The organism is Vicinamibacterales bacterium (assembly GCA_036012125.1).
Lineage (GTDB): Bacteria > Acidobacteriota > Vicinamibacteria > Vicinamibacterales > UBA823 > UBA11600.
The window spans coordinates 1-26,339 of the sequence record DASCOS010000016.1 but is presented as its reverse complement, the minus strand read 5'-3'; the positions used below and the strand labels follow the sequence as shown (position 1 = coordinate 26,339).

27 protein-coding genes are annotated in these 26,339 nt (G+C 56.2%); 12 read left to right on the top strand and 15 right to left on the bottom strand.

Going from position 1 to position 26,339, the window contains the following annotated elements; translation table 11 throughout:
- Nucleotides 1–1,392: DUF4399 domain-containing protein (locus QGH09_06815; protein HJO17891.1), on the bottom strand; the 1,392-nt coding region annotated here is incomplete at its 3' end.
- A 57-nt stretch (nt 1,393–1,449) separates the two neighbouring features.
- On the bottom strand, nt 1,450–2,976 hold the full coding sequence (locus QGH09_06810; GenBank protein ID HJO17890.1) for a hypothetical protein: 1,527 nt from the start codon (nt 2,974–2,976) through the stop codon (nt 1,450–1,452).
- 51 nt (nt 2,977–3,027) lie between these two features.
- Between QGH09_06810 and QGH09_06805 the strand changes: the two genes are divergently transcribed.
- From QGH09_06805 to QGH09_06795, 3 genes are all read left to right on the top strand, one after another.
- Nucleotides 3,028–3,264 carry a hypothetical protein gene (locus QGH09_06805; GenBank protein ID HJO17889.1) on the top strand — a complete coding sequence of 79 codons (237 nt, stop codon included), beginning with the start codon at nt 3,028–3,030 and terminating at the stop codon, nt 3,262–3,264.
- 49 nt (nt 3,265–3,313) lie between these two features.
- A complete protein-coding gene (locus QGH09_06800) occupies nt 3,314–4,315 on the top strand; it encodes a hypothetical protein (GenBank protein ID HJO17888.1) in 1,002 nt (333 codons plus the stop codon).
- Nucleotides 4,316–4,422: 107 nt separating this feature from the next.
- The gene (locus QGH09_06795) at nt 4,423–4,860 is read left to right on the top strand and encodes a YbaN family protein (GenBank protein HJO17887.1); all 438 of its coding nucleotides are present in this window, start codon (nt 4,423–4,425) and stop codon (nt 4,858–4,860) included.
- Between the two features lie 86 nt (nt 4,861–4,946).
- On the opposite strand, the gene QGH09_06790 is transcribed toward QGH09_06795, so the two are convergent.
- Both QGH09_06790 and QGH09_06785 read right to left on the bottom strand, forming a co-directional pair.
- Nucleotides 4,947–5,450 (bottom strand): flavin reductase family protein, encoded by a 504-nt coding sequence (locus QGH09_06790; GenBank protein HJO17886.1) that lies wholly within the window; start codon nt 5,448–5,450, stop codon nt 4,947–4,949.
- 159 nt (nt 5,451–5,609) lie between these two features.
- Nucleotides 5,610–6,098, bottom strand: a complete 489-nt coding sequence (locus QGH09_06785) for a hypothetical protein (protein ID HJO17885.1) — start codon at nt 6,096–6,098, stop codon at nt 5,610–5,612.
- Nucleotides 6,099–6,241: 143 nt separating this feature from the next.
- Between QGH09_06785 and QGH09_06780 the strand changes: the two genes are divergently transcribed.
- From QGH09_06780 to QGH09_06770, 3 genes are all read left to right on the top strand, one after another.
- Nucleotides 6,242–6,586: a cytochrome c gene (locus tag QGH09_06780; protein ID HJO17884.1), complete on the top strand. Its 345-nt coding sequence runs from the start codon at nt 6,242–6,244 to the stop codon at nt 6,584–6,586.
- 234 nt (nt 6,587–6,820) lie between these two features.
- Entirely contained in the window at nt 6,821–7,105 is a 285-nt protein-coding gene (locus QGH09_06775; GenBank protein ID HJO17883.1) for a hypothetical protein, read from the top strand.
- 358 nt (nt 7,106–7,463) lie between these two features.
- Nucleotides 7,464–7,697, top strand: a complete 234-nt coding sequence (locus tag QGH09_06770; protein HJO17882.1) for a DUF2892 domain-containing protein — start codon at nt 7,464–7,466, stop codon at nt 7,695–7,697.
- Nucleotides 7,698–7,801: 104 nt separating this feature from the next.
- Here QGH09_06770 and QGH09_06765 read toward each other — a convergent pair whose 3' ends face one another.
- From QGH09_06765 to QGH09_06730, 8 genes are all read right to left on the bottom strand, one after another.
- Nucleotides 7,802–9,007 carry an FAD-dependent oxidoreductase gene (locus tag QGH09_06765; GenBank protein ID HJO17881.1) on the bottom strand — a complete coding sequence of 402 codons (1,206 nt, stop codon included), beginning with the start codon at nt 9,005–9,007 and terminating at the stop codon, nt 7,802–7,804.
- A gap of 119 nt (nt 9,008–9,126) precedes the next feature.
- A complete protein-coding gene (locus QGH09_06760; GenBank protein ID HJO17880.1) occupies nt 9,127–10,128 on the bottom strand; it encodes a hypothetical protein in 1,002 nt (333 codons plus the stop codon).
- A gap of 83 nt (nt 10,129–10,211) precedes the next feature.
- Nucleotides 10,212–11,837 (bottom strand): PQQ-dependent dehydrogenase, methanol/ethanol family, encoded by a 1,626-nt coding sequence (locus tag QGH09_06755; GenBank protein HJO17879.1) that lies wholly within the window; start codon nt 11,835–11,837, stop codon nt 10,212–10,214.
- Nucleotides 11,837–12,628: a c-type cytochrome gene (locus QGH09_06750; GenBank protein HJO17878.1), complete on the bottom strand. Its 792-nt coding sequence runs from the start codon at nt 12,626–12,628 to the stop codon at nt 11,837–11,839. The genes QGH09_06755 and QGH09_06750 overlap by 1 nt, the downstream gene beginning before the upstream one ends.
- Before the next feature lie 65 nt (nt 12,629–12,693).
- Complete coding sequence (locus QGH09_06745; GenBank protein ID HJO17877.1) at nt 12,694–13,710, bottom strand: MBL fold metallo-hydrolase; 1,017 nt, start codon at nt 13,708–13,710, stop codon at nt 12,694–12,696.
- A gap of 98 nt (nt 13,711–13,808) precedes the next feature.
- Entirely contained in the window at nt 13,809–14,300 is a 492-nt protein-coding gene (locus tag QGH09_06740) for a tetratricopeptide repeat protein (protein ID HJO17876.1), read from the bottom strand.
- Nucleotides 14,301–14,320: 20 nt separating this feature from the next.
- Entirely contained in the window at nt 14,321–16,027 is a 1,707-nt protein-coding gene (locus QGH09_06735) for an amidohydrolase (GenBank protein ID HJO17875.1), read from the bottom strand.
- A gap of 152 nt (nt 16,028–16,179) precedes the next feature.
- Entirely contained in the window at nt 16,180–17,442 is a 1,263-nt protein-coding gene (locus QGH09_06730; protein HJO17874.1) for an FAD-dependent oxidoreductase, read from the bottom strand.
- A gap of 191 nt (nt 17,443–17,633) precedes the next feature.
- Between QGH09_06730 and QGH09_06725 the strand changes: the two genes are divergently transcribed.
- The 5 genes from QGH09_06725 (at nt 17,634) to QGH09_06705 (ending at nt 22,320) form a co-directional block, all read left to right on the top strand.
- Complete coding sequence (locus QGH09_06725; protein ID HJO17873.1) at nt 17,634–18,041, top strand: hypothetical protein; 408 nt, start codon at nt 17,634–17,636, stop codon at nt 18,039–18,041.
- Nucleotides 18,042–18,061: 20 nt separating this feature from the next.
- A complete protein-coding gene (locus tag QGH09_06720; GenBank protein HJO17872.1) occupies nt 18,062–19,504 on the top strand; it encodes a serine hydrolase domain-containing protein in 1,443 nt (480 codons plus the stop codon).
- Between the two features lie 67 nt (nt 19,505–19,571).
- Nucleotides 19,572–19,748, top strand: a complete 177-nt coding sequence (locus QGH09_06715) for a hypothetical protein (GenBank protein HJO17871.1) — start codon at nt 19,572–19,574, stop codon at nt 19,746–19,748.
- 101 nt (nt 19,749–19,849) lie between these two features.
- Nucleotides 19,850–20,866: an alpha/beta fold hydrolase gene (locus QGH09_06710; GenBank protein HJO17870.1), complete on the top strand. Its 1,017-nt coding sequence runs from the start codon at nt 19,850–19,852 to the stop codon at nt 20,864–20,866.
- 44 nt (nt 20,867–20,910) lie between these two features.
- Entirely contained in the window at nt 20,911–22,320 is a 1,410-nt protein-coding gene (locus QGH09_06705) for a PQQ-dependent sugar dehydrogenase (GenBank protein HJO17869.1), read from the top strand.
- Between the two features lie 154 nt (nt 22,321–22,474).
- Here QGH09_06705 and QGH09_06700 read toward each other — a convergent pair whose 3' ends face one another.
- Complete coding sequence (locus QGH09_06700) at nt 22,475–23,371, bottom strand: SAM-dependent methyltransferase (protein ID HJO17868.1); 897 nt, start codon at nt 23,369–23,371, stop codon at nt 22,475–22,477.
- Between the two features lie 159 nt (nt 23,372–23,530).
- Here QGH09_06700 and QGH09_06695 point away from each other — a divergent pair, with 159 nt between their 5' ends.
- Entirely contained in the window at nt 23,531–24,796 is a 1,266-nt protein-coding gene (locus QGH09_06695) for an amidohydrolase family protein (protein HJO17867.1), read from the top strand.
- Between the two features lie 5 nt (nt 24,797–24,801).
- Here QGH09_06695 and QGH09_06690 read toward each other — a convergent pair whose 3' ends face one another.
- Nucleotides 24,802–25,404 carry a hypothetical protein gene (locus QGH09_06690; GenBank protein ID HJO17866.1) on the bottom strand — a complete coding sequence of 201 codons (603 nt, stop codon included), beginning with the start codon at nt 25,402–25,404 and terminating at the stop codon, nt 24,802–24,804.
- Nucleotides 25,405–25,485: 81 nt separating this feature from the next.
- On the bottom strand, nt 25,486–26,339 hold an 854-nt coding region (locus QGH09_06685; protein ID HJO17865.1), incomplete at its 5' end, for a hypothetical protein.

Below are 26,339 nucleotides of genomic sequence, written 5' to 3'. Positions count from 1 at the left end.
GGTTCGATGCTCAGCGTCACCCGGCTGGAGGCAGAAGCGATGAGCGCCCGGGTCGAGCTGCACGAGAATCTCCGACGTCCCGTCAGGAAAATGGATCCAGGGCTGGCCCTCGGGGATCACGGTGCCCGGAGGGAGGCAGTCGGTGTCGACACCGAGTTGGTAATGTCCGGCTCCCTCGTGGCCCGGACTGGTATCCAGTGCTTCGACGGTGAAGTTCTCGGCTCCGAATTGGAACGAGACCGGGCTCTCGACCGTCGCTCCGTCCTGCGGCTCGATGAAGAAGACACGCGGCTCGCCCGGAGCCACGGCTGGACGGTCGACCAGAGCGACGGTTCCAGACGCTGAAAGGTTCAGGTTGTAGGTGCGTTGGGCGACGTACACGTAGGGGATGATCAGGATCACGAGCAGGAGTGCGAAAGTCGCGGCGGCGAAGGCTGGTCGGGGACGGACCCGTTCGAGGAACGCGATCGGTGCTCGATAGCGCTCGCCGGGCCCCTCGAGCAGGAAAACGATCAATGCGGTGTGAATGATGGTGTGTCCTATTACCTCGGTCTTTCCGAACACCGCGGTCGTCAAAAAGAAAACCAGCGTGATGAGCAGGGCCAGCGGGCGTTGCAGGAGACAGATGATCAGCAAGTACCCCAGGCTTATCTCGACAAAGGCAGCGCTGATGAGGAAGAAACTCGGGTCCAGTCCGAGCGTCAGTTGTGGGTGCACGTCGAGCAGGTAGGCACTCCACTGCGGATAGATGATCTTCTCGAGCGCGGCCCAGCAGAGGGAGAACCCGAGCGTCGTATACAGCGCAGGAACACCCGACCCCCGGAAGGTCGGCTTCTCCGAACGGCTGACGGCGAGGTAGTACCCCACCCCGATGAAGAAGGTGTAATCCAGCATGTGGAAGGCCCCGTACTGGGTCAGGCCCACCCCGAACAGAACCATTACGGCGGCTCCGGCTATCGGAACCGCCGCATCGAAGAGCAGCAGGAAGGCCACCAAGAATTGGACCCAGCCGATCCACTCACCGACCGCGAGCTCCGGCACGAACAACGTGCCCGCCTGCCACGAGAGCAGCAGTGTGGCGCCGAGGCCGATCCGCATCACCAGCACGCTGTGCTCGCGGCGTGCGACGAGCCACGCGGTGATCCGCGTGTACCAGAGGGCGGTCGCCAGGTGGCGATCGAGATAGACGAACAGGGCGATCGTGGCCATGCTCAGGCCGGCGAGAGCGAGGAACGTTGGCGTGACCGCTTCGGGCAATGTCAGCGGCCGGTCGGAGAAGTCGAACTCGCTGAACCACTTGACGTGCGCGTGGAGCGGCATCTGAGCGAGGAGCCAGGCAGCGGCGATCGAGCCTAGCATCGAGCCGGTCGCAGCGCGACTAACGTGTCTCATCGGTGCCCTCTTGATTTCTCCGGCGCTCAACTTTCATACGTTTCGGAATCGCGGCGGTCAGAGCGACAACAGATACGCGACCAGGTCCTCCTTCTCAGACGACGACAGTTTGAGCTCCATTACGAGATTGAAGAACTCCACGGCGTCGTGCAACGTTGGGAGACGGCCATCGTGTAGATACGGCGGGCTGTCCTTGATACCACGTAACGGGAACGTCTTGATCGGCCCCTCGGGGCGCCCAGGGTAGAAGCGCTCGACCCGCAAGTCGTGCATGTAATCATCGGTGAAGGCCGGTCCATAGTGACAGACCGCACACTGCCCCTTACCCTTGAATAGTGCCTCGCCTCGCAGCTCAGCCGCTGTGGCCAGCTCGGGGATGAGGCGATACAAGGAATCGAGTTTGGGCGCCGGTGGGTAATCGACCAGCGCCATGAAGTCCCCCATCCGGTTGGTCACCTGCCGCTGGCGGGCCACTGGGCCAATCCCGCCGCCGATCGTGCCAGTGGCGCCGTCGAAGTACTCCTCCACCTCCGCAAAGTGGTCCAGACTCCGGATCGAGCGCTTGGAGGACAGTTGCATCAGGTTGTAATTACCGCGTAGCGTCGGCGTGTCGACGCGTAACCGGGCTAGGGTTGGCCGCGAGTCCGGCCCCAGCTCGATCGCGCCGTTGGTGTGGCCGTTGACGTGGCACGCGAGGCAGGACACTCCTTGGCTTGGCTCCGCCGTCACGCGATGGGTCGTGTAGTTGAACCACGTTCCGGGGGCCGGATTGAGTAATTCCTTGAGCCCCTCCATCTGTTCGGGTGTCAGAAACCCATTGAACATCTCGAAGTAGTTGCCGAGCGTGATTTCCCGTCCGCGGGTAATGTCCCCCTCCTCCCGGTGGGTGCTCAGGAACAGCGGTGGTGGTAGCTCCGGGAGATAGGCGTCCGGGATGTCGAAATCGACGTCGATCCGTTGGTGCTCCGGATGCGCGGCCGTCCAAGACTGCGGGAACAACATGTGGCCAGTCGCATGCAGGGGGTGCGCGAGCGGCGTGAAGGGAAAGAGCTCCCGGCTTCGGATCTCGTCGGCCGACAGCGTCGCCAGCGCTGCCCAGGAAACCACGCCCTCGGGCAGTCTGGCGACCGGTCCCCGCATGACCGGCTTCCAACCGCCTGACATGTAGACGCCCTCGATCGCCTCCCCCGTGAAATCGTACCGGGCGTCCATATGGGCACGGACCTCCCTCATGAGCTCCGGCTTCCGATTTTGATTGAAGCGCAGCCACTCGTCCCAGGGCATCGGCAGGTCGGGGGTGGTGAACGAGCTGGCGCCCCGGCCGGCGTACCGCCAGAGATCGAACGGCACCTGTGCGCCCTTCGTTTCAGGTGGAAACGGCAGGAGTTGGGAGACGTGACTGGCACCCAACCCGAAATCGCTGTCGGCGCCCGCAGGAGCCACCGTTCCTCGCGTCTGGAGCAGATACGTGTCAGCAGGCGCGCCACCCGCCGGGCGCTCCTGCTGCGCTCGGGCGCCCGACCACGACAGCCAGCCCACGACCGCGAGCGTCATCAGGAACAGCCATCCGAGGTAGTTCCGCATCTCATTTTCCCCCGTTGTAGTCTTGCGACCCCAGACAGCACGTCGGAGTCAGTGGCCGATGGATCTTGCCCCCATGTCCCCGACGGCGTCCATCCGATGCGAGTGGCGGTCGCCAGAGCGCACCCCGCACCCAAGTCTGTAGCCTTCGTTGGTGCTGAGGGTATGATCAACGTCATACGTGAAGGCCAGTTCGAGGAACGCATCGTGGCTGGCGGTCGTTGGGTGGAGTCTGGCTTGGTGTTTACGACGCGACTAGTGGAGGGTTCAACGCTGAAGGGTCGCCGCTAGAACCAGCGGTCAGAAAGCGTTATCGTATGAGCAGTCTACTGGAGGGGTTATGACGAACAAAGTGTGGATGGTCGGGTGGTTTTGGGTGAAAGCTACTGGAATGGTAGTTGTAACGCTCAGTATGACTATGTGCAGTGGTGCAGAACCACCCGTTGAAGATGTAATCGTCGAATCGTCACTGGTCGAGCCGGATGTGTCAACGCTTACACCAGAAGCGACCGATGAAGACATCATGCAACACATGCTCTGGGTTATGGGCAATCAAACTACTTCGACGGAGTTAACGCAGCACTTTCCAGATATTGACCGTACTCGTGCATACGACATCCAGCGTCTGCGGTTGGAGCATCGAGAGCAGACAGAGGCGAGGGTAGGCTGGAAAATTGGGTGGTCTAATCAACCCAATCCGCGTGTTGCTATCGATCCAGCGTTTGGACACATTATGGCGTCCAACGTGTTGGAGCTTGGCCGTGAGGTGTCGCTAGACCATTTGATCAATGGTAAGACTGGCCTCGAAGCGGAGGTTGTGTTCTGGCTGGATAAGGACTTGCCTGGACCTACGGTGACCCGGGAAGACGTGATCGAAGCAACCGCAGAAGTCGCTGGCGCCGTTGAATTAATTGCACCGCGCGTGGCAGCCTATGGCAGTGAATCTCTTACGGTGCCGGCTGGAGGCGAGCAACCGATCTCGGATTGGCCCAATCGTCATAATCACGGGATTATTGACAATGTCTGGCACATCGGCGTGATTTTTGGTTCGAATCGGGTTGGCGTTGACGAAGTTGATTTTATGAACGAGCGGGTGTCGCTTGCTGTCAATGACGAAACTATCGTGGAAGGGCGCTTTTCGTGGACGTTGGGACGTGATCCGATTCAAGGAGTTGTTTGGCTTGCAAACGAATTGCTTAATTACGGCTATCAATTAAGTGCGGGTGATTTTGTTATCACTGGTTCTGTAGCCTATACAGAATCCGTTTTTCCTGGTGATAGGGCGACACTAACGTATTCAAGTCTTGGTACAATCGATATGTCGGTGGCCTCGACGCCTTAGATACGGCGATTATTGAGTTGTGGCGATGTTCGCAAACGAAGAAATATAATAAATAGCAGAAGGCTATAGGAATTAGATTCTATAATCGGGATTATCCAACAACCGCAATGGAAAAAGACCAAGATATTCATCTCGCAAAAATAGTTGCAAACCCTCTCGCTAGAATTCTTTTGATATCTGTCGGTTGTCTTTTTGTTGGACTGGGAGCCATTGGAGCAATCGTGCCTGGCCTGCCAACAACTGTATTCCTAGTTCTGGCTGCTGCTTGCTTTATTAGATCCTCTCAAAAACTTTACGATCGGCTGATTACAAATAGAACCTTCGGGCCATATCTGAAAGATTATCGTGAAGGAAAAGGGATTCCTCTCAAGGCTAAGATCATGGCACTGGCCCTGATAGTTATTTTCGTGAGTTACGCAGTGTTTTTTGCTGTTCAAATCACAGAAATAAGAATTCTTGTGGGCTTAGTTGGCTTGATAGGCTTCTGGTTTGTGTGCTTTAAGGTACCAGTAGCATATTCTTTTGTAGCACATGACAGAAAATAGTGATGTCGGCAGTTCACTTCTGCCCCTCGGCACCACTTCTCCTTCACAGGTCTTCACGTTGCTGATGAAGATCATCTACGGGCTATCTACCCGCCGTAATAGATCTTCTCTCCCAAGTCTTTGAGCGTCAGCGTGAGATTGTCCGGTCGCCCCGAAAGCTCTTCGGACACTCCAGCATCAACGACCTTCCCAACAACGATCGCGTGATCCCCTTTTTCCACCGTTTCCACCAGAGAACACTCAACATATCCCGGCACTCGCTCCAACACGGGCGCGCCTGTGCTTCCCGCGCTAAACGGTTCGCCTCCGAGCGTCTGCCCCTCAGGTACGACTGGTTTGAAGAACGTGTATGCAGCTGCTTGCTGATCCTTGCCCAGAATATTGAGTGCGAACGCACCAGCCTCGGGAATCACCTTGTGTGGTCCCGAGCCAACCTTTACGCCGACGGCGATGAGTGGTGGCTCGAAGGACACTTGAGTTACCCAGTTCACCGTCGCGGCTGCAATCTGGCCATCGGAAGACTGTGCGGTTAACACGTACAAGCCATAGGGAATCATTCGCAATGCGTTTTTCTTATGCTCAGGATTCATCGGTCTCTCTTTTCTCTCTTTCATTCATCAGTTTCAGTTACCCCCACTGCCGCCGACGATGTTGCTGGAAGACTAGAATCGACCGCTGGTTGGTGGAGGGTTTAACGCTGAGCAGTGATAGCCAGGGATTGACTGGCTATCACTGCTAGCAGGAGAAAATTACTTGGTTGGGGATAAGTGTGTGTGCACTATTTTCCAATCATCATTCACTTTAAATAGCACCATCGTTGCAGTTTGGTAAATGGTAATCATCGCATTTTGTCCAGCGCGAACATTCTCTACGCTATTTGTGTCATTTATTGTTCTGTAGAAACTCGCAACAGCCGCATTGCCATTTAGGCGAATCTTTAAGTCTTCAATGGTAGCGATCCTTTGAACGTCAGGATTTGCTGTTGTAATTACTTTGTTACCGGCGGTTTGCAAGGCCATGGATTTCTCGTTATTTGAGTAGATCATACCGTCAGAAATATAGGTACGATCACTAGCCATGAGTTTTGTTTGTTCTGTTAAATCAAAGCCTTCTGAATCGATATATTGATTAATTACGGCTTCAACATCATCCAGGTCATCGGCACTGGCCATTGGGGCAGCAAATAAAGCTAATAATGCCATTAGGAAAACAGCACCCTGTATCCTATTTCTCACCATTACCTTCTCCTCTTAATTAACTGTTGTAAATTACTCGACAACGACAGACTAGCAGTTTGTCACTGTGGAGTAGATATGGCTGGTTAGCAACCGAGTCTATTCCCGAATGACTAAATATAGCGATATTAATTCAGAGGTGAACCATGGCGCGTTTCGGCATACTGGCATTACTACTCTTCACGTATCTGGTATCCGCTGGATGCGCGACAAAGCTGGACGCGGGTCTTATCTCCCGACCTGACGACACTCCCCAAGGTAAGCAGGCGTTTTCTGACGCGGGGTGCGTCATGTGTCATGGGCCAAGCGCACGCGGTGCCAATGGCCCTTCGCTCATCCCGATGGAACGCGACTACCCTGATTTTAAAAGCATCGTGAGAGAAGGGATCGGGGAAATGCCTGGTCAAGAGGAAGAAACTGTCGCGGATGAACAGCTTGTGTTGATCTACGAGTTTGTCGTCAGCATGTCCCAGTCATCACATAGGCGCTGACTGCGAGGGTGCGTTAAAAACCGAACAGCTTGGCGGTGTTGTCCCACCGAATAGCCGCCTTGTCCTTCTCAGAAATAGTCAGCGCAGTAATGCTGCCCTGCATCTGATCAAGGCTCCCGATCACCTGGAGAACTCGAGTCAACCGCTGCTTGGTGGAGGGTTCAACGCCGAAGCGTCGCAACTAGAACCAGCGGTCAGAAGGCGTTATCGTATGAGCAATCAACTGGAGGGGTTATGACGAATAAAGTGTGGATCGTCGGCATGCTGCTCATCGCGTTCGTAATCGGGATGCTGTCCTCTCAGAACACGTCAGCACAGCAGGATGAAATCGGACGGTATCAGATCGCAGCCGCAACAATGTGGGCATGGGGAGTGGGAGATGATGCGCGGCTAGTCAGCCTTACACGGGTATACAGGCTCAATACAGCAACCGGAGCTACGATTGTCTGCGACCACAGGGAGACTGTCCCAGACGGAGGGCGAATAGACTTCACCGATCTGGAGGATTGCGGAGGTTGAAGCTGGAGAATGAAACGGGAGGTGTGGTGGAGGGATTAGCAGTCATTGGATTCGTTTTCGGAATGATGGGAATAGTGGCACTTGTAAGAGTGGAAAACTAATAAGAACTTTAAAAGAAAAGGGAATTCTAGAACAAGATTACAAAGAAGAGTGATTCTTTGGTCAATATCGCCCGAACCGTTTAGCGCAGCCATGCAAGATCAGTAAAGAGGCGTTAGCACAGCCGGCTGGATAAGGCTGACAACCATGGTGTCGGCAGTTCACTTCTGCCCCTCGGCTCCACCTTCCCCTCACGAGTCGTACGGTAACATTATTAGCGCCGAAATCGCATGTTGAACACGAGTGCAAAGGAGGATTCATGAGTGAACGAGAGATTATGAAAGTGCAGGTCCATGATGGGATCGTGGGACTTATGTATTTAGTCTCCGTGGTCCTTGCCAATCAAGTTGGCGTTAATTGGATCTATATAGCTGTTGGAGTGGCTGCGCTTCAAATAGCGAGTCCGTTCACAAAATTCTGCCCCGTCTACACGATCCTCAATCGGTTTATGCCTGATACCACGCCAATTCAAGATGGGAGAGCACGACGCTAGGCGATTAACTGCGTTTACCCTGGTTGATGGTCGTTCCCGAGGGGTCGGTGTCTGGTGTTAGGCTGCCGTTCGCCCAAAGAGACAAGATTCGCCGGGATGTTCGTCTAGGAGTCGTCGTCAAAAAAACTTTCAATACCGGGAGCCTCTGCCGGCGCGGCCGACCTCATCACTTGTTGGCCCAGTTCGGGTGACCGCATCCACGAGTACCGTTCGATGGCACGATCGACAATACGCTGTCGCGCGACCTCGTCAGGCGTTAGCGTCCAGACGCCTCGCTGTCTAGTGCTGCCAAGCGCAATGCCGTCGGACCGCGGCATGCAGCCATACTGGTAGTCGACCTCAGGCTGTGAAACGAGGAAGGTGAGTTGCCCCTTCACCGGAATCAGTTCCTCATCGCGAAAAAGGTCACGCGACCCAAGCCCCGTGCAGTTCACGATCACGGACTCACTGACCGTCAGCAGATCGCGCGGTGTGTTGAACTCACGGATAACGATGCCCCCTCCAAACAGGCGAACCTCTCTCAGCATTGCTTCGAGATAGAGTGAGGGTTCGATGCGGAGCGACGACCGGCGAGACGCGTATCGAGTGGGGAACGGATGCTCGCCTGAATAAAGGATCTCACGGCCTGTTTGAAGGTTGGCCGGCATCAGCCTAGCCCCTTCCCGTTCGCGCCTTGCCTCAGATTCCGCCGTAGGAAGTTCTTCCATGGTGCTGTAGTTGTCCAGCCACGCGACGCCATAGCGCGGACCGACGAGCAACTGAAACTCTCGATAGGCGATTTCGACCGCGGTTCTAAACTGTGCTTCCCACGCCGGCGTATAACTCCGACCGGCTACGAGCCCTGAAGTTGGCGTAAAACCGCCCCAGGCCTTGTTCGTCGTGGTGTCGGGCGGAATCGCCTTTGCGTAGATCGTGACGTCGAAACCGCGGCGCTGGAGCTGTCTCGCCGTGGCCAAGCCGACCGCGCCTGACCCAAGAACGGCGGCAGCGCGTCGGTTGCTCTGTGCAGCTTCGACGGCGAAATCAGCGGCCATTGCACCGGTGCCCCAGGACAGGGAGAGACCGGCACCGCCGTGACCATAGTTGTGTATTACTGTCTGCGAATCGAATTTCTCGACTCGCAGAACAAATCCAGACGGGCGGTGCGGACGCAGGCCGACCGTGGTCCGGATGACGCGATCCCAAGACGCCCTGATCGGCGCCAAGGTGAACGCCGGGCGGGTTGGGCGCATTACCCGGGTGGCACAGCCCGCGATGCCGAACCCGAGTGCGGCCATTCCCCCGGTCTTGAGTAGAGTTCGTCTGTCCATAACGAGGACGCTCCGAGTGGGTTTATATCATAACCCTCAGAGCACGAGCCTAATCAGCGGGGAGGCGGAGGGGTTAACGTGCCGGGGTCGCAGCTAGACCCAGGTCAATCTTTTCATGCTTAATTGATCGTGGTTCCGGCCGGATCGCGGTCAGGTGTCAAACTGCCATTTGGCCGTTTGTATAGAATCCTGCCATGTAATTCGTCGACGCTAGTGAACTGATACGGAAACGGGCCCATAATGCCAGGTTCCAGCATGTTGCCAGCCCCGTCCGGGTGACCATAACCCAGTGCATGCCCAACCTCGTGCAGGTGAATGCCGAAGTCGTGAGAGGTGCCACGTTCGGATGGAGATTTATCTCCGCTATAACTCAAATTAACTTTATCGTTCGGGTCACCCCACGCACCGGCACTGAATCTCGAATAGAGACCTGTTAGATGTATAAAACTGATAGTACCTACCGTCATTCCCCAATCGCCACCGTATAAGATGGTGCCAACTGGGTGTGTCTTCGTTGTAATCGGTGCCCCACCGATTACGTTCCCCGTCAACTGCGCCGCCTTGGCAATGGAGGCCCGAACATTGGTCTCAAAAAATGCAGGAGCGTTCGCCTCCTTCGCTTGCATTTTCATACATGCATTGCCGTCAGTTGTTAGTTCGATGCAGTCAAATTCCTGGGTAAAAATTACATAAGTTGGTTGCGAGGTCCAGCGCGCGGTCCCTCGATTATTGTTGTCACGGAACCGCTGGTTATAAACCGCCAGGTTGAAGCCATCTCCTTGAGGAATAATCTCCGGATTGATGGTTTTGGACCCACTCATCGATACTACCGATACGCGAGTGAAAAAGCCGGATGCCGCCGCCGAAAAACTTGGGGTCCCGGCCGCCGTGACCGTCAAGCTATACGTGCCGTCAGTCGTGCTCGTCGCCGAGACGGTGCCGATCGTAATGGTGGCATCTGAGACCACCGCGCCGGTCACAATATTGGTGACGGTCCCAGTAAACGTGGACGTGGTTGTAGCACTCGGCGCTGTCGGCGAACTGCCACCGCCGCTACCCCCTCCACACGCAACGGCAAGCAGACCGCTACTGAGTACAAGAATCTTGACTGCACGCTGCATCTCTTAACGTCTTGCAATTAGGGAAATTGTGGTTCCTGGAGGATCCAGTCCCTACATAAATCCTTCACACCGGCATCCAGCGCTCAGTCCAAGCCAAACGTAAGTATTGAATTCCCGGCGGCAACGGTGACGTATTGAACGGAGCCCACCATAAAGGAAATCGGAGCCGCTTTCACATTGCCCCCGACATTTATACGCCAGAGCTCTGTGCCGTTGACCGCGTCTAGGGCATAAAAAAACCCGTCGACGCTTCCTCCGAAGACCAGGTCAGAGGCTGTTGACAATAGTCCTGATTGCGTCTTCGGTTGTAATGGAAATTCCCAGCGAGTGTCTCCGGTGCGCGGTTCAAGGGCGCGAATCATACTCGCATACGTCTCCTGTGGCACGTAGCGTTCTCCGCCGCCTCCAACGAACAGTTCTCCTGGCACATACTCATCTTCACCAATATAAAAGGTGTCGGCACCATCGTAGGTCACTACGTAGAGTAGTTCAGTGCGCGGACTATAGGTATTGGACCACCAATTGGCTGCCCCATTGATTGACGGGTATACAAGCACCCCCTCTTCGTTTGGCAACATCCCGGGAATACGAATCGGCCGGCCATTTTCATCAATGCGTTCAGCCCACGTCTGCATTGCAAAAGGTGTCCCGCGCAGAAACTCGCCTGTCACGCGGTCCAACACGTAAAAAAAAGCATTCCGGTTCGGGAATAGCATCAGTTTTCGTGGGCGTCCATCGAACTCGATGTCGATGAGAATAGGAATCTGTGTCGCATCCCAGTCGTGCACATCATGTGGGGTAAATTGAAAATGCCATCTTAATTCTCCCGTATCGGCGTCCAGGGCTATCACGGAGTCGGAATAGAGATTGTCACCCTCCCGGGCTTCACCGTTCCAATCCGGCCCGGGGTTGCCCGTGCCCCAATACACAAGATTTAAATCAGGATCGTAGGCTCCAGTGATCCAGGTGGGCGCACCACCAGTCTTCCAGGAGTCATCCTCCCAGGTGTCATTGTGTGGCTCACCTTCTCCAGGAATCGTGTAGAAACGCCAGACTCGCTCACCAGTGTGTGCATCATAGGCATCGAGAAATCCCCGGATGCCGTATTCTCCACCTGCAATTCCACTGATGACCTTGTCCCCAACCACGAGTGGGGCGGCCGTTTTACTATAACCAGTTGCCGGGTCGGCGCTCTGCGCCTCCCACTGCACCGTACCCGTTTTTGCGTCCAAGGCAATAAGTTTGGCGTCTAACGTTCCCAGGAACAGCGTTTCCCCAAGTATTGCCACCCCGCGGTTTTGTCTTCCACAGCAAAGAGTCAACTTTTCGGGCAACGTATGTTCATAGGTCCAAAAGTGACTTCCGGTCGAAGCATCTAAAGCAATCACGTTACTCGGAGACTGCGTGAGATACATGACTCCATCGACGACCAGCGGTGTCGTTTCGACATCCGCAAGGGTCTCGAGTTGTTTGACCCACTTCACTTCAAGTTGATCAACGTTGCTCTTATCTATCGCCGTCAGACGACTGTGCCGTTGGCTGTTGTATTGACCGGAGTACATTAACCAGTTTTCGGGTTCTTCACTCGCGTTTAGAAGCCGTTCGCTTGTCACCGGGGAACCACTGGGCGGGGTCGGTTGTTGGGCATAGCCGGGGGAAACCCAAAGAAGTAAAGCGCATCCAACTGTTATATAGAGTCGTGATTGCATTACGGTGTTCCCCTTCCCAGTGAATGCAGGTAAGCGACGAGGTCGTCCATGTCCTCTGCACTGAGGATGTCTTCGTAACTGGCCATGGGAGAGTCCTCTAATCGCTCGAATGCCAACAGGTCGTCTTTATAAAATGATAGAAGATTTCGATCTGGGTCTAAGAGTCGAATGGAAAAGGTGTCCTCGTCGAGACGCCAACCGCTCGTTATCTCACCGGTCGTCCGCGTAACGCGAATCCCCCACCACTCAGGGTCAACGTTAGCATTGGGGTCGGTTAGAGCTCTCTGTAAATATGCCACTGACCGCTGCCACCCGATATTGCTCAGGTCAGGCGCTCCTCCACCGCCGCCCTTCGTATTGACGGTGTGACATAGTGCACAGTCTTCTTGCGTAGAAAAAATGCGTTCTCCGTTTATTGGATCGCCTGAAGGGGGCGCACTACCTTGGCCTTGAGCGAGGCTACGAATGTAAGCCACAACTTGCCAAATCGATTTCTCATTAGCGTAGATGCCCGGCATATCTGTATTAGGGATTCCTCGGCGGACAACTCGAAACATGGCCGGGTCATCGACGGCATGCCGAAAGGAACCGAGAGTTAAATTGGGCCCCCTATCTCCGAGTCCAGAACGACCGTGGCAGGTAATGCAATGTGAGCGGAACGTTTTCATGCCCGCAGACACGTCCTGAGCTGATGTAAACGGATTTTCAACTGTTGGCTGTGCTCTTGCAATGCTCGAAATTGAGAACAACGCAAAGCACGCTAGCATTGCTGGGATCCTAAGTTTTGGCATTAAAGGCTCCTCGTGCCCGCAACCGTGGCACCGCCGTATCATAATCAGTTTGTCTGTCCAGCGTTCTACCGCGAAATATAGGCCTGCCGGCTGTCGTTTCTTCCGTTGAGCACCGTGTAGCTCCGCCCATCTTGGCGCACTGTCGCTTTAAGCCAGTGCCCTGAACACCCGTCTTCGTCAGTATGATTGGCGATCAATTGTGCCTCGGTGTTATGCCCGTCGTCCGTGTCGAGCGCTCGGTGCACTTGCCACATATCTTCGAGCTCTGGAATCTGCGAGATGATCTCGAAGCCGTCGGCACTGCCACCCTTGTGTGGCCCTTGGCTACTGATGGTCACCTGTGGCATGAGGGCCCACAGTAACTCTGGGGCTAGGTCGTTCCCATGGTGAGGCACTTGAAGAAGGTCCACGGTGCCAAGGGTGTTTACTGGGCAGGCAAGGGCATGCTGGCGATCGACGGTGAGATCGCCGAGGTTTAGGAATTGAAACGAACCGAACGACAACAGATAACCCACACTCCGACCGTTCTCGCCCATGTCTGGCACGGGTGAAGAGGCCTCGTTACAGAGCGCATTCGGCTCACTCAGTGACAAACTTGCTTGCAGCGTTTGGCCGTTAGAGGTCACGAACATGAACTCTAGCCCCGGAATGGGCAGGGTATCCCCAGGGCTCACACTGCGTCGTTTCTTCCCGGTGACCACGGCCAGGTAGGGATTCCACAGCTCAGGATTGTCTTCAACGCTGTCACCGTGATCGATGAACTGATCGATTACGACACGATTAGCGAGCGCGGTAAGCCCGCCGACATGGTCAGCATGGAAGTGAGAGGTGATGAAGTAATTGAGACGGTCGATACCCGCGTCAGTCATCGCCGCCTGGATGCGTTGGGCATCTCGGTCGTCGGAACGGGGCCACCCGGCATCCATCAGAATGGACTCGCTGTTCGGAGTCACAATGAGCGTGGCCGAACCGCCCTCGACGTCGATCCAGTAGATATCGAGCGTGTCACGGGACAGCATCTGGGCAGAGATAACTTGTGCGGTGAGCAACACTGTGACTCCAACACGCACCAGAACATGCATCGAATCCTCCTCGACAGGTCGAGAATGCTGCTGCCCCCAACGGCGGTCCTTGAGGATTAGAGTCTACCGCTGGCTTCGGGTAGCTTCAACGTCTGAGCTCATGGCTCACGCGGGTGCGCATCTTCCCACTCACGGGCGAGATATTCGGCTTCGCCGATCTGAGCAGAGGTCATCACGTCGAAAAGGGCGGTCAGAGTTTGGGCTGTATCCTCCCTGCTCTCCCCAGATAATTGGGACGCCGCGAGGCTGGTCCACATGTGGGCTTTCACGAAGTCCCGTTGGGTACCCGTGCCCCGAGAGTACATAAGACCGAGTTGAACCTGCCCGTCGACCTCGCCTTGGTCCGCCGCCATGCGCATCCATTTGAACGCCTCAGCCTGATTCACCTCGACACCCAGACCATCGCGGTATCTCCCTGCGAGTTCGACCCGCCCAGCGGCGTGCCCCTGTTCAGCCAGTGCGCGGAGGCCGTCGATCTCCAGGTTTTTAATTTCTTCTGATGTGAATTCCTGCGGCGCACACGCCGCCATGCCCAGCACCAGAATGGTAAGCACAGCGACGACGATGTGTCGTGCGTGGCGATCGCTCATGGCAATCAGGCCTTGAATCCTCAGGACATCACTGGGTAGACAGTCCGGCCACCTGTTACCGTCCGCACGATTGCGATCTGCTTAAGTTCGTCCGGATTCACCACATGCGGGTCACGCTCAAGGATGACGAAATCAGCGAACTTACCGACCGTGATTGACCCCTTAGTGGTTTCTTCACGGGAGGCACGCGCCCCGTTAATCGTGGCGATTCGCAACGCCTCGTCTACTGTCACTCGCTGATTAGCACCCCACACCTGCCCATTGACATCCTTTCGCGTCACCATGCTCTGCATGGCCATGAGCGGTTCAAAGGGCCCCGGTGTGTAGTCGGAAGCGCCCGGCACCTGAATTCCGGAATCCAGGAATGACCGGTGCGCGAACATCCACTCGAGTTTCTCCGCGCCGTAGTTATTCCACTTCTCACCATGGAAATGGACGTAGGTCCAAAACGGCGTTGGAATGGTGCCGGTGTTCTTGATGCGCTGGAGCAGGGCTGAATTCACCAAGGTGCAATGCTCGATCCGATGCCGCGGGTCAGGGCGGGGCCACCGCTCCAACACTCGCTCATAGGCATTCAAGACCATGTCAATCGTCACATCACCATTGGCGTGAATGCCAATCTGCCAGTTGTGTCGGTGGGCATCCTCTACCACTTCGTGAATCTCCTCTTGCGACATGGTGAGGATGCCGTAATCGTCAGGCCGACCCTCGAATGGCGTGCTCATCCGCATAGTCCGTTCAGAAGCCGAGCCGTCAGCCGTGTATTTGACCCCGCCGATCCGCACCCACTCGTCACCAAAACCGGAGTAGACCCCAGCATTCCTCAGTTCCTCATATGGACCACGGACCATGATGTAGGCACGGTGCCGGAGGTGGCCGGCGGCATAGGCATCCTGATAGGCGACCAGTTTGCTTCGGTTTGCCCCGGCATCATGAACAGTGGTCAACCCAGCAGCAGTAAGCAGTTGGGAAATGTGGGCCATGCCTTCGCGCGCACGGTCCCGCTGTTGTTCGTCAGTTAACGTGTCTCGGCGGCCAACGCTGTTGAAGACTTGGCGGGCATTTTCGGCCACCATACCACTCAGATTACCCTCGGCATCTCTCTGAAAGCGCCCGTCCTCGGGGTCAGGGGTGTCGCGAGAAATCCCGGCCAGTTCGAACGCCTTACTGTTGTACCAGTTGGTATGTCCACCACGGTGTGCCACATTGACCGGGTGCTCTGGTGCCACATCATCGAGATGGGTCCGGTGCAGCGGCCCATCGACGACCTTCGTGTCGTCAAACATGAAACCATTCACCCAATACCCAGGTGGCGTCTCGGCCACTTTCGCGCGAATCGCCGCCTGAATATCCGCCGCCGTGGTTAAGTTGGTGTTCACGCCATAGAGTTCATTCACGCCAGTCGGATGGCAATGGGTATCAATGAAGCCTGGCGTGATCGTCATGCCTTCGGCGTCGATGACCTCGGTGTTCGCACCGATCATGTTTCGAATGTCATCACTGCTACCAACAGCCATGAAGCGACCGTTCTTGACCGCGAAGGCTTCGGCCTGTGGCAACCCGTCGTCGACCGTATACACACGGCCATTGACCACAGCAAGGTCCGGCTGCTGTCCATGGTCGCTGGTCATATCCTGATTTCCGAGCTCTGGAACTCCAGCACACCCGACACCTCCGGCTAGCAACGCGCTCAGGCCGAGGAACTCTTTGCGTGAATACATGGACATGGGTGCCTCCTGGGCTACTAGTGTGTGTTAATTACCGGTTTCTGACGCGATTGTCTCCCAGACTTCTTAAAACGTGAAGACGGACGTCCGATAGCTTGCCGGCCAATTAATGGTATTGCCAAACGGGTCCTTGTCTCGAAATCGCTGTTCCCCTAAAAGGTTTCCTGCTTCAGTATAAAGGTTCGGTCTAGTACGGGATCGGTCGCTTTGCCTGTGACGCGCCGCGCGACGTAATCACCAAGCATAATGCCGTGCTTGTAGCCGTGCCCGGAACCCCCACCGACAATCCAGACGTTTTCCATGTCGGGATGCTGGTCAACGATGAAATGCGCATCCACACTCGATTCGTACTGACACACGCGAGATTCCAACAGTGGCTGGTCGAGCAGCGCCGGGAACCATTGGTGCAAGAATTCGCGTGCCCGCTCCACTTCATGGTCATTCACGAGTCGTTCATCCGAATCCGGATCAAACGGGATGCTATCGTAGACCGTTGCAAACTTCAGACCCCGCCCCTCGATACTGGGAAACCCATACACACCCGCCATTCCAAAATTGGGACAGTGCGGATAACTGAAGCGCCTGTCGTCGGCTGGCACACCATACCAAAAGGTCACCCGTCGCGGTGTTGCTAACCGACCTTTCATCGGAGTCGGTAGCACCTTTGGCAGCCAGGGCCCGCAGGCGAACACGAACTGACCGGCAGCAATGGTTTGTCCCGTCGACAAGGTGACCTCCTGTAACTGGCTGCCCGCGTGCCGTCCCGGTTGAGCCTTCGCAAGGATGAACTCACCACCTTTGCGCTCGAAGTCTTGGGCCACGGCGAAACAACCCCGCCTTGCCATTAGGACCCCTGTGCTGGGTGTGTAGTGCCCAAACGCAATCCTATCAAGATTGAACTGGGGATACCGTCGGGCTAGTTCATCGGGCTCAATCACTTCGTTTTCGACTCCGAGTTTGTTCAGAACCCGCTGCGTAGCTCTGAGGTTGTTCGACCATTGCCGCTGCAGTGAAAGCTGACCAGTGCGGTAGAACAACGGGAGTCCACCCCACTCCTCCTGCCGAGCGTCCCATCGCTTAAACGCTTCAAGCACCCACCGGGTGTAAATCTCTCGTTCACCGTATCCCGCGCGGATCTGTCTGGTTTCACCACCAGACGCCGCGCGCGCGTTGCCCGGGCCGTAAGCATCAATTAACGCAACCGATAAGCCCATCTCACGCAAGTAGAGCGCCGTCCAACCACCAAATGCTCCGGCACCGATAACCGCGACATCGACCGTTGAGGCATTGGCAGCCGATTGGCTGTGTTTTGGCTTCAAAGATTCGGCCGCCTTCGGACGACCGCCGGTCGTCGCAAGAAGACCAAAGCTGCCACCGCTAACTGACAGAAATTTACGTCTACTGAATTTGGCCATAATTTTCTTTCCTCAACTCACCCTGACTCGGGCATCGGAACTCTCTCACGCTACCGATGGTCTTGGCAGGCCAAATTCTATCGCTGGCTGGGAAACGGTTCAACGTGGGGTGAGGCATGTGGCACTTTGTGCCAAAATGTCGCACATACGAATCACCGTAGGTGCTCTGAACGCAGATGCGAGGAGGAGAGATGACTAGCCGTTACACGATTGTCATCCTGACCGGCGTAATACTGGCGGCCGCCACGGGCGCAGTTGTGACGTCAGCCCTGCAAGCCAGCCGGGTGCTCGACGCCACCGGTCTCCATATTTATGGGGTCGATGGGAAACTCTACACCCGTCTCCAGAGCTGGGAGAGCACGATTCAGGAAGACGAAGGCGAGCAATCTACCAACAACTCTGGCGCACATCTGGTCTTCTATAATGGCAACGGGAACTCTCGATTGAGTCTCGGGACAAGTGAACAAGGAGCGAACGTTTCGTTCTTTGACACCTCCGGAACCGAACAACTTAGAATCAGACTTCATGATGTGGGTGGCCCGAATCTGACACTGTCTGACACGACTGGTAGAACACTTTTTGAAGCGAACCCCCAGTAATTCCGAATCGGAGAGCTGTGATGAAACAACTGATGTCGCTCGTCGCCGTCGTCGCCTGCCTCTGTAGTGCCTCGGCCACTGCCCAAGAGGTGGCCGACCATCCCGAGGTGGCTTCGCAGATTAAGGTTATGGACGTCTGGATTCAGGCGCAGATGAAGGAGATCTCTCTGCCTGGTCTCGTTATTGGCGTTGTGCACGACCAGGAGGTGGTCTGGTCCCAGGCATACGGTCAGGCGGATGTTGAGCGCAACTTGCCAATGCAGGTCGACTCAATCTTTCGCATCGCGTCGCACTCGAAGCTGTTCACCAGCATCGCCATCCTGCAGTTGCGCGACGCCGGGAAACTACGGCTTGACGACCCGATCACTGACCATTTGCCGTGGTTCGACATACAGAATCCCTATCCCGAGGCCGAGCCAATCCGGGTCTGGAATCTCTTGACCCATTCGGCCGGCTTGCCGCGCGAGTCCGACCATCCGTCCTGGACGGAGTTCGAATTTCCCACTGGTGAAGACCTGCGCGAGACCGTCTCACAACAGCAGACGGCCTACCCATCTGCGACGGTTTGGAAATACTCAAACCTGGGCCTCTCCCTGGCGGGCGCGATCGTGGAGACCGTCTCCGGACGTGAGTACGAGGAGTATGTGGAAACCGAGATCATGGCGCCATTGGGCATGACCTCTTCGAGTGTGGGTGTGCCAAGTGCGGCACACCGGGCGCGCCTGGTCACAGGCTATGGGCGACGCTGGCCTGACAAACCACGGGATGTAATGCCGTTCGTTGATGCCCGCTCCTTCGACCCGGCGACAGGGCTTTCGTCGAGCGTCAACGACATGCTGAGGTTTCTCTCATGGCAGATGCGGCTTCGCGCAGAACCCACCACAGAGGTACTTCGCGCTAACACGCTGCGCGAGATGCAACGTGTCCACTGGCTGAGAGAGAATTGGCGGGGCGGCAACGGCTGGGGATTTTCCATTTCCCACCGGGAGGACCGCGACCTCATCGGCCATGGCGGCTCCTATCCAGGTAACCGCACGAGCACGCAGTTGAGCCCGACGGAGAACGTCGGTGTCGTCGTGTTCACGAACGGCGGTGACGGTAACCCGGGTCGCTACGTGAACAAAGCGTTCGAGTGGCTTGCCCCGGCTATCGTGCGCGCCACGGCGAGCCCGACACCACCAGCGACAGCCGACCCCTCATGGACGCAGTATGTCGGCGTGTATCGATCGCGCGGGGGCGAGCGACAGGTCATGGTCCTCAACGAGGAACTGGTCGTCATCTCACCGCGTAGCGACGACCCGCTAACTGGCAAGTCGACACTCCGGCCACTCGGTGAACACACCTTCAAAATCGAAGGCACCGGTGGCGGTCCACATGGCGAGTTGGCGCGCTTCGAACTCGACGCCGATGGAAACGTCAGGCGGCTCTATATGGGCGTGAACTACTCCGAGCGCGTGCCCTAGGTCGAGGAACTCAGATGCGTGTGTTGTGCACACTACTTAGCACCAACATCCTCTAACTGGAGCTCACATGGAATGGTCGGAGCTAACTGAAGTATTGATTTGGGGCTTTCTTTCTTGGTCAGTCGTCATCACGTTCTTGCTTTACAGACCCTATCAACGCATTGAGGAACTTCGGGGGGTCTCCGGGGAACTCAACTACAGAATCGAAGCCATGGAGCAATGGAGAAAAAGTTTGCGTCAGTAAGACAGAAGCGTCCAAAATGTTCCCGTAATCGCTACCGTTACGTGTATGAGGATTAACGCGGTCCACATCTGCAACCTTCTGACGAAAGAAAGCGCCCCACTATGCCTTCTGTACTCACGCTACTCTGTTTACTCTTTTCGATTACGCTGCATGCAGCCGACACTCCCCCGCTCCAGATTGCCAACCTGGGAGACTTTTCCCTCGAAAACGGCGAGGTCATTCAGGATGCTACGCTTGCCTACCGAACTGCCGGCACCTTGAACGCCGACCGCACGAACGCCATTTTGTTTCCCACCTGGTTCACCGGTAACACCGAGGACCTCTTCTCAAGCGATGCAGTTGGTGCCGTCGATACCTCGCGGTTTTTTCTCATTGCTGTTGACGCCATGGCCAACGGGGTCTCGATATCCCCGTCCACGAGTGCGCACCAAGCGCAACAGGAGTTTCCACAAGTCAGCATCGGGGACATGGTGCATTCTCAACACCAATTACTGACCGAAGTGCTTGGCATTACCCATCTGCATGCGGTCATGGGGATTTCCATGGGCGGCATGCAAACTTACGAATGGGTGACAACCTACCCAGATTTCATGGAGCGAGCCGTGCCCATTGTTGGCTCCCCACGTTTAGCCTCCTACGACTTGCTGTTATGGACAGCCGAGTTAACCGCGCTGGAACAAGCCCTCGATTGTGATTGTAATGAAGCGACCGCACGTGAACTGGCCGGCATGATCAGCCAACTGGCACTTTACTCCCCAGATTTTCATGCGCGACAAGACCCCCACGACCAGGGGGCCACGTTAATCGCAGACGGGCGTGCGGGGGGCATGAGCCTCGCCATTCATGACCGGGTCGCCCAACTCCACGCAATGATTGGACACGACATTTCAACCTCCTTCAATGGCGACTGGGCACTGACAGCAGATGCTGTGACCGCAGAGATGCTCGTGGTGGTCGGGACCCAGGACCACATGGTGACCCCGGGCCCTGCCTTGGAGTTCGCGAACTTAACCAACTCACAAACGCTGGTCTTTAATAACGGGTGCGGCCACCAATCGTTTCGGTGTGAACAGGACCGTGCCTTTGATAAAATCAGGGCGTTTCTGAATGCGCCATGACCCCCTTTACATGTTTTGAGCACATCGGCCGAAAAGGATACGCCATGATGCGACAGATACCGACGTTACTGGCTGCAGTGTTGATCGCCACTTGCACCTCCGCCCAAACAACCAACGACCCGTACGCGATACCGATCACCGAGGGACACCCCGCTATTGAAGTCGGTCTTGTGGAGTTCGCGACGATCCCGAATAGTGATAGGGAGGCAGCGCGGATGATGCTGCTGGTCGATGAGCCGAGCACCGGCCGTCTGTTCGTCAATGACATGCGCGGACTGCTCTACAGTGTTAGCTATGACGGCAACACCGTCACCCTGTATCTCGACCTACACGCCCCGCGCTGGGCTGTGAACGTCGAAGCCTCTCGTAATGAACAAGGTTTTCAAAGCTTCGCGTTCCATCCACAGTTTAATGAGACTGACACCCCCGGGTTCGGAAAGCTCTACACCCTCACGGACACCAGTGACACTCAACCACCGGCCGATTTCACATCAGGCGGCGGCGGTAACACGCACGATACCGTGTTACTCGAGTGGACCGCTGAGGATCCTGAAGCCGTGACCTACGATGGCGGCCAGCCACGTGAGCTGGTCAGGTTTGAACAACCCTTTCGCAACCACAACGGCGGCCACCTCGCCTTTGACCCGGTTTTGTCGCCTAGTGATCAAGATTTTGGATTGCTTTACATGGGTGCGGCTGACGGCGGTAGCGGTGGCGACCCCCTGAATCTCTCACAGGATTTAAGCTCCGCCTTTGGCAAGATTCTGCGTCTTGACCCGCTGGGCTCCAACAGTACCAACGGCCACTACGGCATTCCCTCCACGAATCCGTTTGCAAACGATGGCAACCCAAACACACTTGGCGAGGTGTATGCCTTGGGCCTACGGAACCCCCAACGTTTTGCCTGGGACCCGAATACCGGCAACATGTTTGTTGCCGACATCGGCCAGAACATTGTTGAGGAAGTTAGCCTCGTGACGTCTGGCGGAAATCTCGGTTGGAACGCCTGGGAAGGGAGCTTTGCGTTTATTAGCCGTCGCGCAGTAAGCCTGACGAACCAGCGCGGAGACCCTCAGATGGCGTATCCCGTGGTCGAGTACGGGCAACTCGACCCCCTGCTCCAGCGCAGTTCTGCCGCAACCGGGGTGCATGTCTATCGCTCATCCGCAATTCCCCAGCTCGCCAACCTGGTCCTCTTCGGCGATAACCCGAGCGGCGAGGTCTTTGCTTTTTCCGCCGACGACCTCCCTACCGGCGGCCAAGGAGCCATTCAGCGCATTCTGTTCAACAACGGCGAGGGACCAAGAACGCTGCTGCAGATGATTCAGGAGAAAAACACGGCGGAAGGCCAGGAGGTGGCAACTCGCGCTGACCTACGCCTCGGTGTCGGGCCCGAATCCAGGGTCTTTCTGTTAAACAAGCGCGACGGGATGATCCGCCTGGTCGTGCAATAAAGCTCTCAAAAGACCGCGAGTTTAATCCTCGAACGAACGCTGCGGAGCGGTTCACCTGACCACTCCGCTCCGGCCTCATACGGCGGTAGTGCTAAGCAGCCAGAGTCTATCTCGGCCCTGACGGGGGTTCAAATCCGATACTTCACCGCCGGACTCACTGGTTCCACTGAGCGACGGCGATGTTTTCACCCACGGCCAAACGGGCCTGTCGATTAGCGGGTGAAAGCAACTCTTCTCGTAATTCGTTGTGCGTGGCGCAGTGCAAGAGGTGGAAGTCTGATTGCTCGAGAAACGGTTCCAGTTGACCATCTCCGAGCCCCCAGGTGAACTGTTCGCCTTTCATGGCCAGCCAGACATCGACCAACCGCGACGCGAACTTGAATTGAAAATCATCGCGGCGGCGTTCTTCCATGTAAGTGAAAATAAACCTCGACCCCGGCGCACTGGTCTCTTTGATGAAGGCGAGAATTTCCCGCACTTCCTTGCTGCTGAGATACATCGTGAGACCCTCAGCAACAAAGACGGTGTTCACGCCAGGCTGATAGTGCTCATTACTCACGAGCAGTTGCTGCAGAGTCTGTTGCGTGAGGTCCAGTGGGAGCAAGTGAACGTTGCTATGCCCGGCTATTACCTTCTCCAAGGCGTTTCGCTTCCAGGCTTGAGTGGCGGGGTGATCGATTTCAATAATGCGTAACTCGGGATGTTCACGCGCCATTCGCAAACTGAGCGTGTCAAACCCAGCCCCAATCACGATGAGTTGATGAGCATGCTGCTGCACTGCTTGTCGCACATAATTTTCTATGCTGCGTTTTCTGAGAACAAAGTGCAGATAGAAACCTCGCATCACCACGGCTTGCATCAGACCAACTTTGACCTGAAGAAGTGCCCTGCCCAGTCTGTAGTCGACGCCTCTATTCACATGCTCGACCATTTGGAGGTTCAGCTCTCCCAAAAGCGCAGGCACTTCCACCTTGAGTGATGGGTGGTTACTCACCCACCACACTCCATTGGCAACAAAAATAGCCGTGGCACTGGGTTGGTCCGCTTTCATAGCGACTGATCCTACCGCTGGCCCAGAGCAGATTCAACGGAAGTGAAGATAAACGAATCCTTGCCTATCGAACGTGTCGTGTTGTACAGACGTAAGCAGACGGAACCTGTTGTGGCCATTTTACGGCCAGGAATCTAAAATCTACCGCTGGGGGAAAGCATGATGAAACGTCACAGTTTGGCGGTGTTCGGCTTGGTCAGCCTACTGGTCGCAAGCGCCTCATGGGGACAGGAGGTTTCCGGTCGCTGGCACGTTATCCACGCCGGCACCCTACTGTCCTCTCCCGGACAGCCTCCTGCGAGAAATCAAACCCTCATCATTAACAATGACCGGATCGACCGCATCGTGTCCGGCTTTGCGACCCCTGAGTCACTCGCACTCGACAATGCAGAAACCATCGACCTACGGGAATACTTTGTCCTTCCCGGCCTGATCGACATGCACGTACACCTGACTTCTGAGCGAGGCACCTCGCTGCCTGGAGTAGGGGCGGGACGAGACGTCTATAGCATGAACCTCGGCATTCGGAACGCTCGTAAGACTTTGTATGCCGGATACACGACTGTGCGAAATCCCGGGTCGTCCGGATGGTCAATTTTTGCGCTCCGAGACGGCATCGAAACTGGCGACCTCGTAGGGCCGCGTCTCTACGTGGCCGGGCACACCATCAGGATTGGCACTGATGGCAGTTCCGGCTCTTGTTACAGCGCGGACTCGTGCCGGCAAGCCGTCCGTCGTCAAATTGCAATGGGGGCCGACTTCATCAAGGTCTACGCTACCTGTAGTGGGTCGCAGCCTTGCGCGCATGAACTGGCTCCAGCGGTTTTCCTGCTCGATGAACTGCAGGCGGTCGTGAACACAGCCAAGACCAGGGAATTAAGAGTGGCGGCCCATGCGCATACAACCGCGGGTATCAATCTGGCTCTTCAGGCCGGGGTGGATTCGATTGAACACGCCTCCTGGCTCAACGACACCTCTTACCAGCTCTTACTCGAATCGGGCGGATACATAGTACCGACACTCATGGTCAAAGACATGATTCGGAACGGGCTTGACAGGCGTGACCCCGCGACACGAATGCGGCTGGAACGTTCACTCGTAGAGCATCCCAGACGGGTTGCCGAAGCATTCGCCGCGGGCGTGAAGATTGCGTCAGGGAGTGATGCCGGTGTCGTTCCGCACGGCCGGAACGCCCGCGAGCTTGAATGGTATGTCGATATTGGGCTGTCCGAAATGGAGGCGATCGTGACGGCCACGGTGAACGCGTCGGCGTTACTGGGCCAGAGTGATCATCTCGGCACCCTAGAACCAGGGAAACTCGCAGACGTCATCGCGGTATCCGCGAGCCCCCTCGAGAACATTTCCGAGCTTCTCAATGTGGACTTCGTGATGAAGGCAGGGCAGGTATACAAGCACGAAAATTGAGCAGGCTAAGTGCCGCTAGCGCACACAGGCCGCTCAAGCTCCAGAGAAGTGCAGCTGGTCAGCACCTCTTCAAGCGCGGCGGCTTCGAGGCTATCGATGGTCAAGCCGTATTTGAGTCGCACCTTAACGATCGTCGCGGCAAACCAGCATCGGTTATTGGTAGGAAGCCAGTCGGCCGCATCCTTGGCGCCCTTTTGGTAACGGTTCACGGACGGACTTGCCAGCGTCAAGTTGTCGAGGTCGCTGCCAAAACTGCTCCGGATTCCATCGTCGGCTGCGCAGAGTCCGCTGTCATGAGCTTCTGAACGCGCCACCATATGCTCAATATCGGTTAGGGTCTTACCCCCAAAGCATTCCGCCGTGTAGGGACTGTAGATGCCACCCAGTCGAGCGATGATGTCATCTTCCACCGATTGCGAATAGCTGTAATCCTCCGGAGTGTATGGAGAGCACCGGTTCTCGTCAGCAATGACAATGCCGCGCCATGCGGTGGTGGAAGAGGACGTGGAACTTGGCGTGGTGAGCGTTGGACTGGAAGCTACCCCACCACCACAGCTGGCCCAAATAAGCGCAAGCGTTGAGACTAGAATCGCGTGGCGACCGGCCATCACACTCCTCCGCCGTCGATTTCGGTGTTTCCAACAAGCGAACAGTCTGCCGCCAACCTGGCGACGGTTCCGTGCGTGTGCTTACGGTAGCGCCAGTGCCACCAAAGAACTCGGTTCTCCCTGTCGCCAACTCCCCGCCTGCATCAGGATGTACTGCTTATCTTGGTGCATGTAGGACATCATCCCGTACTGGCCAGGAATTGGAATTTCGAGGCTCGCAAGCAGCTGCCCAGTGTGTTTGTTCCGGGCATGCAGTAGTGGTCGACCATTCGCGTTCATCTCAGTCGCCCCGCGCAGGTCCTCCGTCGTTTGGACCAAGAGATCGCCGATCACCATTTGGATGGAATACCCAGTACCTCCCGTGTTCGAAAGGTCGACACCAGACAAAAGTGGGTTGTTCGCCAGTCGCTCAGGCGTCGGGCCGACCGGAATGTCCCAAAGCTTTTCGCCGGTGTTCATGTCGTAGGCCGCGAGCGCCTGGTAGAGTGGCTTATAAACCGGGAGTCCGTCAATCATCGGCAGGAACTCACGGGGTCCCCCGGGAGCCCACGCTGCCACCGTCGTTCCCGTGGTGGCAGTGTGCCGCTCACGTCCCCTCCACGCTTCCGGAGATTGCCCGGGTAACCCGCGCTCCTCGTCTACCCCGTTCGTCGGCACGAGAAACGAAGGCGCACTGCAACTTCGATTGTGCGACGCGTACATCACTCCCGTAGTGGAATCTGCAACAGGCGGATGGTAGATATTCACTCCACCTAGACATCCGATGACATTGCGATATTCGTGGCCGTGTGGGTAAGGAAGCGGCGGCACATAAAGACCACCTATTCGATAATCGCTCAGAATTTCCATCGCCTGCTGTTTGAGTTCCGGTGTGTAGTCGATGACAAACTCTTCTGTCAGGCCGTTCACCACAATCGGGTCCAACGGTTCCGGCC